The 9,405-nt window shown below is 34.2% G+C and carries 9 protein-coding genes; 5 read left to right on the forward strand and 4 right to left on the reverse strand.

Features of this window, described 5'->3' with window-relative positions:
• Window positions 1–990 precede the first annotated feature (990 nt).
• Together EAI80_RS10250 and EAI80_RS10255 are read right to left on the reverse strand one after the other, a co-directional pair.
• Window positions 991–2,721: an ABC-F family ATP-binding cassette domain-containing protein gene (locus EAI80_RS10250; protein ID WP_129981942.1), complete on the reverse strand. Its 1,731-nt coding sequence runs from the start codon at window positions 2,719–2,721 to the stop codon at window positions 991–993.
• A 10-nt stretch (window positions 2,722–2,731) separates the two neighbouring features.
• A complete protein-coding gene (locus EAI80_RS10255; RefSeq protein ID WP_129981943.1) occupies window positions 2,732–2,923 on the reverse strand; it encodes a DUF3006 family protein in 192 nt (63 codons plus the stop codon).
• A 149-nt stretch (window positions 2,924–3,072) separates the two neighbouring features.
• Between EAI80_RS10255 and EAI80_RS10260 the strand changes: the two genes are divergently transcribed.
• Complete coding sequence (locus EAI80_RS10260; RefSeq protein ID WP_161220331.1) at window positions 3,073–3,909, forward strand: DMT family transporter; 837 nt, start codon at window positions 3,073–3,075, stop codon at window positions 3,907–3,909.
• Between the two features lie 27 nt (window positions 3,910–3,936).
• On the opposite strand, the gene EAI80_RS10265 is transcribed toward EAI80_RS10260, so the two are convergent.
• Window positions 3,937–4,344 (reverse strand): Rrf2 family transcriptional regulator, encoded by a 408-nt coding sequence (locus EAI80_RS10265; protein WP_161220332.1) that lies wholly within the window; start codon window positions 4,342–4,344, stop codon window positions 3,937–3,939.
• Between the two features lie 230 nt (window positions 4,345–4,574).
• On the opposite strand from EAI80_RS10265, the gene EAI80_RS10270 reads away from it, so the two are divergent.
• Window positions 4,575–4,943 (forward strand): desulfoferrodoxin family protein, encoded by a 369-nt coding sequence (locus tag EAI80_RS10270; RefSeq protein ID WP_022425348.1) that lies wholly within the window; start codon window positions 4,575–4,577, stop codon window positions 4,941–4,943.
• A gap of 52 nt (window positions 4,944–4,995) precedes the next feature.
• Here EAI80_RS10270 and EAI80_RS10275 read toward each other — a convergent pair whose 3' ends face one another.
• Window positions 4,996–6,264: an O-acetylhomoserine aminocarboxypropyltransferase/cysteine synthase family protein gene (locus EAI80_RS10275; RefSeq protein WP_192924050.1), complete on the reverse strand. Its 1,269-nt coding sequence runs from the start codon at window positions 6,262–6,264 to the stop codon at window positions 4,996–4,998.
• 125 nt (window positions 6,265–6,389) lie between these two features.
• Between EAI80_RS10275 and EAI80_RS10280 the strand changes: the two genes are divergently transcribed.
• From EAI80_RS10280 to EAI80_RS10290, 3 genes are all read left to right on the forward strand, one after another.
• Window positions 6,390–6,707, forward strand: a complete 318-nt coding sequence (locus tag EAI80_RS10280; RefSeq protein ID WP_022425350.1) for a single-stranded DNA-binding protein — start codon at window positions 6,390–6,392, stop codon at window positions 6,705–6,707.
• 70 nt (window positions 6,708–6,777) lie between these two features.
• Window positions 6,778–8,367, forward strand: a complete 1,590-nt coding sequence (locus tag EAI80_RS13470; RefSeq protein ID WP_161220333.1) for a Cof-type HAD-IIB family hydrolase — start codon at window positions 6,778–6,780, stop codon at window positions 8,365–8,367.
• A gap of 44 nt (window positions 8,368–8,411) precedes the next feature.
• The gene (locus EAI80_RS10290) at window positions 8,412–9,278 is read left to right on the forward strand and encodes a DMT family transporter (RefSeq protein ID WP_129981947.1); all 867 of its coding nucleotides are present in this window, start codon (window positions 8,412–8,414) and stop codon (window positions 9,276–9,278) included.
• Window positions 9,279–9,405: the final 127 nt, after the last annotated feature.

Here is a 9,405-nt window from a genome sequence, read left to right on the forward strand (position 1 = left end):
ATTATGCTGCAAAACAAAAGCACCGTTGTGGTGCTAATGTTTGATTATTTTTGAGACATTATCAATTTCGGTTGACAGTATTTTCATTATATAAAAATAGAATGTAAACGCTTGCATAATTGTAATTATTAGGCTATAATTAAGTCAGAAAGAGAGGAGGAAGACCTCCTTAACATATACATTCATCTCAAAGAACTTGGTCAGAAAGGAGAGATTCCCATGGGATACTGTGACTGAGTATCCGTTGAGGATACTCAATTAAATTAGGAAAAACGTATTTATCCACTAATAATGATTTATATGCTTTATTAATAATATGGTTTATAAGAAAGGTGGAAAACGGGAGATAGCTCCTGAATATAATAATAAGGTACGTTGATCTATATATCAGAAGGCTGTGAAAAGGTTTTCTATTTATCTATTGACGCTGGAAATTGAATCCAAAAGATGTAATCCTAGTATCCAGCAGGAAAAGCTATGGTGATGTAAAAGCCATAGCTTTTTCAGTTGGAAACAAAACCTCCTTGTCGATAGACAAAGAGTTTTTGCGCAAGTAGGCTCACTTGGGGTACTTCTACCGCTGTTGTATAGTATACGTATACTAACGTCAATTATATTTGTGAAAAAGCATCTATTCATCACTGTATTTTCAATTTATGAAAATGCGTGTAAACGCTTGCATTTATGTGAGCGATAATGTATGATATAAACGAAAAGAGAAGACAGAAGATAAAACATTAAATATAAGACATGTTACTTGACTTCCTAGTCTAATGAACCGAAAAGTAAATAAGTAATACGGCAATTATAGTAAGATTCGATCTTATATTCAGTGAGAAATGAAAATTTCTAATAAAATGTTGAACCCATAAAAAGTCTAATAATAAAAAGAACTCAATATCAATACGATGGGTTTGATAAATTATTCAAATGAGTCTAATGCTTCTCCTTATATAGCAAAAGAGGAATCCAAATGGGTTCCTCTTTTCATTAGCTTTCTTCTATTTCTAATAGTTCTAGATAACGTTCATTCTTTTCTTCTAAAGTCTTTTCAACTTCATCACGTTCATTACTTAATTCATCAAGCTTTTCAAAGTCCTGGGTAGAACCCATTTCTTCATCAATCTCACTTAAACGTGTTTCTAGATTCATAAGAAGATCGTCCATACCTTCTAGTTCTTTTTTTTCACTGAAAGTTAATCTTCTTTTTCTATTTTCTTTAGCTTGTTTACGATAATCTTCTTTCTGAGATTCTGTTTCTTTCTTTGTATTAGTGATATCAATAGAAGCACTATAGCCACCATTCACATAATGAATTTCCTGATCCTTAAAGACAAATAAACCATCTACAATACGATCTAGGAAATAACGGTCATGGGATACAGTAATCACAATACCTTTAAATGTATCTAGATAATCTTCTAATACATTCAATGTTTCAATATCTAAGTCATTCGTCGGTTCATCTAATAGTAATACATTAGGTGCACCCATTAATACCTTTAATAAGTAGAGTCTTCTTTGTTCACCACCAGATAACTTACCAATTTGTGTATACTGGGCATGGTCATCAAATAAAAAACGTTCACACATATTACGAGCACTAAGTGTTCCTTCACTTGTTTCTAGATTATCACTTGTTTCTCTAATATAATCAATCACTCTCATTGTAGGATCATCATAATGGAAATGTTGCTGGAAATAGGCCATACGGATTGTATCTCCAATAATAATCTCTCCATCATAATCAGTGATAATACCTGCAATCATATTAAGGAGTGTTGTCTTACCACAGCCATTTTGTCCTAATATACCAATACGGTCAAATCTCTTAAATAAATAAGAAAATGGCTTAAACATCACCTTATCAGGATAACTCTTAGATACATTCACTAACTCAATAGTCTTTTTACCTAAACGACTTGTAGTATCTATTAATTCAACAGTTCCTTTTTCTTGAATCTGTTCAATAGAAGATAATTCTTCAAAACGCTGTAAACGGTCTTTACTCTTAGTAGAACGTGCCTGAACACCTGCTCTGACCCATTCTAGTTCTTTCTTTAAGAAGAGGTTTCTTTTTCTTTGTGCCTGTAAGGCATTGTTTTCTCTTTCTGCCTTTAATTCTAGGAAGTGTGAATAATTGGCTACATAAGGGAAAATCTCACCTCTATCTAATTCATAAATCTTATTAGTAATACGTTCTAGGAAGTAACGATCATGAGTGACCATAAGTAATCCTTTAGAACGTTTTATTAAATATTTTTCTAGATATTCAATCATAGGTGTATCTAGATGGTTTGTTGGTTCATCTAGAATAAGTAAATCACATTCTTCTAGTAATACGATAGCAAGAGCTAAACGTTTCTTCTGACCACCAGATAGCGTACTGATCACCTGATCCATATCTTCTAAACCAAAACGTGTTAAAGAAGACTTAATAGAATATTCAGGGACATCCTTAAGAATATGTTTTGCTTCATTAAGAATCGTTTCATTATCTCTAAATACAGGATTCTGAGATAAGTATGCAATCTTTAGATCCTTTTTATAAGTAATAGCAGGACTGTCATGATGGGCAATCATTTTTAATAAAGTACTCTTACCTGTTCCATTGACACCAACTAAGGCAATCTTATCTGTATCCTCTACAATCATATTCAAGTTCTTATACAACTGTCTCTCACCAATTGCATAAGATAAATTCTGTATATTAATTAACATGTAGTCACCTCTATAATAGAGAGTGGAACAAATCATCCACTTCTTGTTTTCTCTTCTTAGTTTCTTCAGGTAAAACATGGAAGCATTCATTTAATACATCATTCTCATGTGCATTTAAATCTCTCTTTAAAATGGTTTCACCTGTTTTTAAGTTTTCTAGATGATAATACCCTTTTTCATCAATTCTTTCAACAACCCACATGATATCATCTCCTCTTTGTTTTCCTCATTATAGCATGCTATAATGGGGAAAAGGAGCGTGAACTTTATGAATAATATGCTTTTATTTGGTTTATGTGTTGTTGTGCCGGTGCTTATTCCTTTAATCATCGCATTATTAGTGGCTGTATTATGGAAAATAAAATAAGTACAAAAGGTGTATTCTTCCTGCTTATGACAGCATTTTGCTGGTCACTTGCAGGTTTATTTATACGTGCAAGCCACTTAAGTGGGCTAGGATTCTCAATGATGAGTTCTATTGTCGCAATACCTCTTAGTATGATTATTCATCATAAGAAACTGGTATTCAATAAAATGACAGTTACAGTAGGGGTCTTTCAGTTTCTTATGAGTTTGACATTCATCTATGCCAATAAGCTGACATCAGTGGCCAATGCGATTGTATTACAATACTCATCAACAATCTTTGTATTGATCTATCAATCAATTGATTTACGTAAATTACCGACAAAAAGACAAATGGGGATCATTGCGATTGTCTTTATCGGTATGGCACTATTTTTTGCAGATACTCTTTCCTTCTCGCATCTATTAGGAAATATACTCGCAATTATATCAGGAGCCTGCTTTGGAATGCAGTTCTACCTCAACAACAAAGAAGAGGCTGAAGCTTTCTCTTCGACAATATTTGCCTATATGTTCTCTCTTACAGTAGGTTTAATTGTCTTTAGAGGACTTCCTCACTTCCATATCACCGATGCCTTTGGTGTATGTGGTTATGGTTTCTTCCCAATGTGTTTAGGTGGTATATTTCTTGCATTAGGTATTTCTTGTACAGAAGCTTTTACAGCCAATCTTATTTGTATGTTAGAAGTCATTTTAGCGCCTCTGTGGGCTTTTATCTTCTTCCATGAAACAATATCTGGTATTAGTTTGATTGGTGCAGGAATGGTTGTAGGAGGTATTATCTTAAATTTAGTACTAGACTTTAAAAAAGCAGCCATTTAGGCTGCTTCTTTTGATTGTAGACCATTTCTACTTCGATATATTCATAATGTCCTCGATGGTCTTGTCTTTCAACAAATTGTCACACGCTTCATTAAGATCTACAAAAATAGAATCAATGGCTTGTTCTACTTTAGAGTCCTTAATGGCTTCTCTTCCATCTTCTCCATTGTGCCAAGTCACATGGATATAATCATTTGAGACAGATTTCGCAATCTCAGATAAAGTAATATTATCTGCTTCTTTATCAAGACGATATCCTCCATCAACACCTGCTTTAGCCTTAATAAGGCCAGCTTCTCTCAATTTGATCATAACACGTCTTACACGTACTGGATGAGTGCAAATATGCTTTGCAAGTTCATCACTAGAAATAAGGTCTTGGTTTTTACCTAAATAGACGAGAGCGTGGACAGCAATACTAAAATCACTAGTCATATGTATCACCTCCATATAAAACTTCTATTTATATTTCCATTTACATAATAATGCCTTTTGTAAATATTTACAAGAATATTTTGTAAAAAAATCACAAATGATAATTTAAAAAACCCTTTTGTAATCAACGCTTTTACAATTTAATTTTTAAATATTGTAAAAGAAAGCATATCATTAGTAGTTATATTCTAAAAGTGATATGATAGGAGTAGATAAAGGAGGAATTGAATATGAAATTTTATCGTTGTGAACATTGTGGTAACGTTATCACTCATTTTGTGGATTCTGGTGTACCAGTAGTTTGTTGTGGTGAACCTATGAAGGAATTAACAGCAAATACAACTGATGCCGCAGTTGAAAAGCATGTTCCTGTAGTGAAAGTAGAGGATAATAAAGTAACAGTATCTGTAGGATCAGTAGAACATCCTATGACTGAAGCACACTACATTACATTAATTGTATTAGAAACTAAGAATGGTACTCAGTTCAAACAGTTAACACCTTCTGACAAGCCTGAAGCTGTATTCTATATTGGTGAAGGTGATGAAGTTGTAGCAGCTTATGATTACTGCAATCTTCATGGTTTATGGAAAGCATAAAAAAAGCAGAAATAAATTCTGCTTTCAGGACTGTTCATTTGAACAGTCTTTTTTAATACTTTAATGCTTCTTCAATATCTTTGATTAAGTCATCTGGGTTTTCTAAGCCAATAGATAAACGAATAAGTGTTGGATCGACACCTGCTTCTTTTAATTGTTCATCTGTCATTTGACGATGTGTATGACTTGCTGGATGTAGGATACAAGTCTTTGCATCAGCAACATGAGTGACAATATTAATAAGCTGTAAGTGATCCATGAAAGTCACTGCTTCCTTCTTATCACCCTTTAAACCAAAGCACATAACACCACATGTACCACGAGGCATATACTTCTTAGCTGCTTCATGATATTTATCATCTTCTAGTCCTGGATAGTGGATCCATTCTACTTTTGGATGATTCTTTAAGTATGTAGCGACTTTTAAGGCATTTTCACAATGTACACGCATACGTGCTGGTAATGATTCAATTCCAATATTTAATAAATAACTATTAAATGGTGAAGGAATAGATCCTAAGTCACGCATTAACTGTGCAGTGGCTTTAGTAATATAAGCTGCTTTACCAAATCTCTTTGCATAAGTGATTCCATGATAACTATCATCTGGAGTTGTAAGTCCTGGGAATTTTTCTGCATGACTCATCCAGTCAAAGTTACCACTATCAATAATAGCGCCACCTACACCAGATGCATGCCCATCTAAATATTTAGTTGTAGAATGAGTTACAATATCTGCACCCCATTTAATAGGCTGACAATTTGCAGGTGTTGCGAATGTATTGTCCACAATTAAAGGGACACCATGTGCATGGGCAATGGATGCAAACTTTTCAATATCTAATACTTCCATTGTAGGGTTAGATAATGTTTCTCCAAACATACACTTAGTATTTTCTTTAAATGCCGCATTGATTTCTTCTACAGATGCATCCTGGTTAATAAAAGTCACATCAACACCCATCTTTTTCATAGTCACTGAAAGTAGGTTATAACTACCTCCATAAATATTACCAGAAGCAACAACATGTCCTCCTGCTTCACAAATATTAAAAATCGCAAAGAAGTTAGCTGCCTGTCCTGAACTTGTCAACATACCAGCATAGCCACCTTCCATGCTTGTAAGTTTAGCTGCAACTGCATCATTAGTAGGGTTCTGTAAGCGTGAATAGAAATAACCGTCTTTTTCTAAATCAAATAACATACCCATTTCTTCACTTGAATCATATTTAAAAGTAGTACTTTCATAAATTGGTAACTGTCTAGGTTCTCCATTACCAGGCTTCCAGCCTTCATGGATTGCTTTTGTTTCTAATTCCATATAATCTCCTCCGTTTTTAAACATTATATACCATAAGGGTTGTAGGGAATTAAACTTTTTTTAAAAAATCTTAAGTAATTTCTAATTGTTTTAGGGAATAAGTATATAGAAGGAGGAATAAAAATATGAATGAAGTTAAATTACAAGGTCAGATTACATCTGATCCAGAAGTGAAAGAATCTAGAAATGGAATATTAAGAGGTTCTTTCTTACTTACTACGAAAGGAGGGACAGAAGATAGACCACGTTATGATTATATACGTTGTGTAATCTGGGATGAGAAAGCGCAGTATGTTGTAGACCACTTTGAAAAGGGTCAATCTGTGTCTATTGAAGGAAGTGTCAGAGGACGCTTTTATCCAAATCGTTCAGGAACAACTTCATATGCTATGGAAATTTATCCAGAACATATGGTATGTGAAGACTCTAACTATTCATTCTAGAACATGCATCAATGATGATTGAGTAATGCATATTCATGCGTGTATAATGTATCTCGAAAGTGAGGGGTACATGATGAATAGAAAATACTTTTTCTTTGATATTGATGGGACTTTAGCTGTAGGTACACCAGGAGATCAATATATTCCTGAATCAACACAATATGCTTTAAAACAGCTAGAAGCAGAGGGTCATTTTATTGCGATTGCGACAGGTAGAAGTTATGCCATGGCACATGATTATATGCATGAATTAGGTTTTCATAATATGATCAGTGATGGAGGGAATGGAATTACTATTGATGATCAGTTAAAAGGCATAGAACCATTGGATTATCAATTATGTCTTGATTTAATAGATGAATGTGAGAAGAAGGGTTTGATATGGGCTTTTTCTCCTGACAACAAAACAAGAAGACTTGCACCAGATAATCGTTTTTATGAGTTTACTCATGATATTTATATGAAGACAGAAGTGGTAGAAGGTTTAGATCCACGTGATTATGATCAAATCTATAAGGTATATATTGCCTGCTTCAAGGGTGAAGAAGAGAAACTAGAGTCTTTAAAGAAGTTACCTTGGTGTCGTTTTCATAAGGAATACTTGTTTGTAGAACCAGGAGATAAGAGCAAGGGTATTAAACGTATGGTGGAACATCTTGGTGGTGATATTAAGGATGTTGTCGTATTTGGTGATGAAAAGAATGATTTGTCTATGTTTATTCCAGAGTGGACAAGTATTGCGATGGGTAATGGTATAGATGAATTAAAGAAGAAAGCCACTTATGTGACTACTGATGCCGACAAAGATGGTATCTACAATGCCTGTCTGCATTATGGATGGATCAAGGAAAGATATCTTTTGGCCCTCGATATGGATGGTACACTTCTAAAGTCTGATAAGACTATTTCTAAAAATACAGCATCTTCTTTATATGAAGCAAGTAATAGAGGACAGAGTATCTGTTTATGTACAGGAAGAGGGCTGGCAGAATTAAAAGACTATGAAGGTGAATTAGATTTCTGTGATTATGGAATATTACTGAGTGGATGTTTGAACTATGATTTCAAAAACAACAAACCATTAGAAATTCATTCTTTTGATACAGATGTATTTACACAGATGATGGATATTGTGAAGAAAGAGGATGTGATGTTGTATTTACTCGATTCGTCGCATTCTATTGCCTCTCAAAAAGATGTAGAGAATATGCCTTACTACAATATGGCTATCTATCAATCCATGTTTGAAAGCCGTGCAGAGGCTGTAGAGGATATCTATGAATATGCCAATAAACACAAGAATGAGATTCTTAAGTTCTGTTTATATAATCCAAGTGTTGACGCAATGAATCAGCTTTTAAAGAAACTAGAAGTATTTCCAGTCAGCTGTGCTGTGGTAGAAGAAACAGCTATTGAAGTCACACCTTTAGGTATTACTAAAGGTGCAGGACTTGAATCTTTATCATCTTACTTAAATATCCCTATTGAAAATACAATCATGATAGGAGATAGTGGAAATGATATTGAAGCATTCCAAAGTGCTGGTAAAGCAATTGCGATGGGGAATGCAACAGAAGAAATTAAGAATCTAGCCACTGAAATCACATTAGATAATGATCATGATGGAATAAAAGTAATCGTAGATAAATATCTTTTGTAAGTAGAGATGATTTCGTGTAGAATACCCTTTGTAGGAGGGAAATCATGCGTTATAAAAATCATTTATTACTGCTACTTACAGCCTTCATCTGGGGCTGTGCCTTTGTAGCACAAAGTGCTGGTATGGATTATGTAGGACCATTTACTTTTACTGCCTTACGTAGTTATTTAGGTGGACTTGTTTTATTACCACTTATTTATTTCTTTGATCATACAATGAACTTCAAGGATAAGAAATTATGGGCAGGTGGAATTGCCTGTGGTATTGTATTAGGTCTAGCAAGTGCCCTGCAGCAGTTTGGTATTCAGTATACAACTGTTGGTAAAGCGGGATTTATTACAGCACTCTATATTATTGTTGTACCATTCTTTAGCTTATTTTTAGGGAAGAAGTTAGGTCCTAAGATTGGTATATCTGTTGTCCTAGCAGTGATTGGTCTTTATTTATTATGTATGACAGGATCACTTTCTTTAGGTAAAGGTGACTTATTAGTATGTGCATGTGCCTGTGTATTCGCATTACATATTCTTGTCATTAATCATTATTCACCTTTAGTAGATGGTGTAAAGATGAGCTGTATTCAGTTCTTCACATGTGCATTATTAAATACTATTCCTATGTTCCTATTTGAAGATGTATCAATGCATAATATCATAGCAGGATGTGCACCTATTCTCTATGCAGGATTATTATCAAGTGGAGCTGGTTATACATTACAGATTATCGGACAGAAGGGTATGAATCCTACAGTGGCTTCTATTTTGTTGAGTATGGAGTCTGTATTCTCAGCACTTGCAGGATGGGTCATCTTAGGTCAGAGTCTTACAATTAAAGAAGGATTGGGCTGTGTACTTATGTTTATTGCGATTATTATTGCACAGCTGCCAGACAAAAAAACCATTCAGAATTAATTAAACTGGTTCAAAAGTCAAGGACAGAATGTTGACAGTCCTTGCCAAATGAGCATCACCGTAAGGTGATGCTCTTTTTTTTCGCGCCCTCTATCTCTCTATCTCCACGACGAAAAGAAGTCCTGAT

Origin of the sequence: Catenibacterium sp. co_0103 (assembly GCF_004168205.1) — a bacterium.
In the GTDB taxonomy this organism is placed as follows: Bacteria; Bacillota_I; Bacilli_A; order Erysipelotrichales; family Coprobacillaceae; genus Catenibacterium; species Catenibacterium mitsuoka_A.

What these genes read in the sequence shown, in the direction of transcription:
- EAI80_RS10270 (WP_022425348.1), top strand. Translation starts at nt 4,575, where the DNA reads ATGAAATTTTATCGTTGTGAACATTGTGGTAACGTTATCACTCATTTT.
- EAI80_RS10260 (WP_161220331.1), top strand. Translation starts at nt 3,073, where the DNA reads ATGGAAAATAAAATAAGTACAAAAGGTGTATTCTTCCTGCTTATGACA.
- EAI80_RS10250 (WP_129981942.1), bottom strand. Translation starts at nt 2,721, where the DNA reads ATGTTAATTAATATACAGAATTTATCTTATGCAATTGGTGAGAGACAG.
- EAI80_RS10265 (WP_161220332.1), bottom strand. Translation starts at nt 4,344, where the DNA reads ATGACTAGTGATTTTAGTATTGCTGTCCACGCTCTCGTCTATTTAGGT.
- EAI80_RS10280 (WP_022425350.1), top strand. Translation starts at nt 6,390, where the DNA reads ATGAATGAAGTTAAATTACAAGGTCAGATTACATCTGATCCAGAAGTG.
- EAI80_RS13470 (WP_161220333.1), top strand. Translation starts at nt 6,778, where the DNA reads ATGATGAATAGAAAATACTTTTTCTTTGATATTGATGGGACTTTAGCT.
- EAI80_RS10275 (WP_192924050.1), bottom strand. Translation starts at nt 6,264, where the DNA reads ATGGAATTAGAAACAAAAGCAATCCATGAAGGCTGGAAGCCTGGTAAT.
- EAI80_RS10290 (WP_129981947.1), top strand. Translation starts at nt 8,412, where the DNA reads ATGCGTTATAAAAATCATTTATTACTGCTACTTACAGCCTTCATCTGG.
- EAI80_RS10255 (WP_129981943.1), bottom strand. Translation starts at nt 2,923, where the DNA reads ATGTGGGTTGTTGAAAGAATTGATGAAAAAGGGTATTATCATCTAGAA.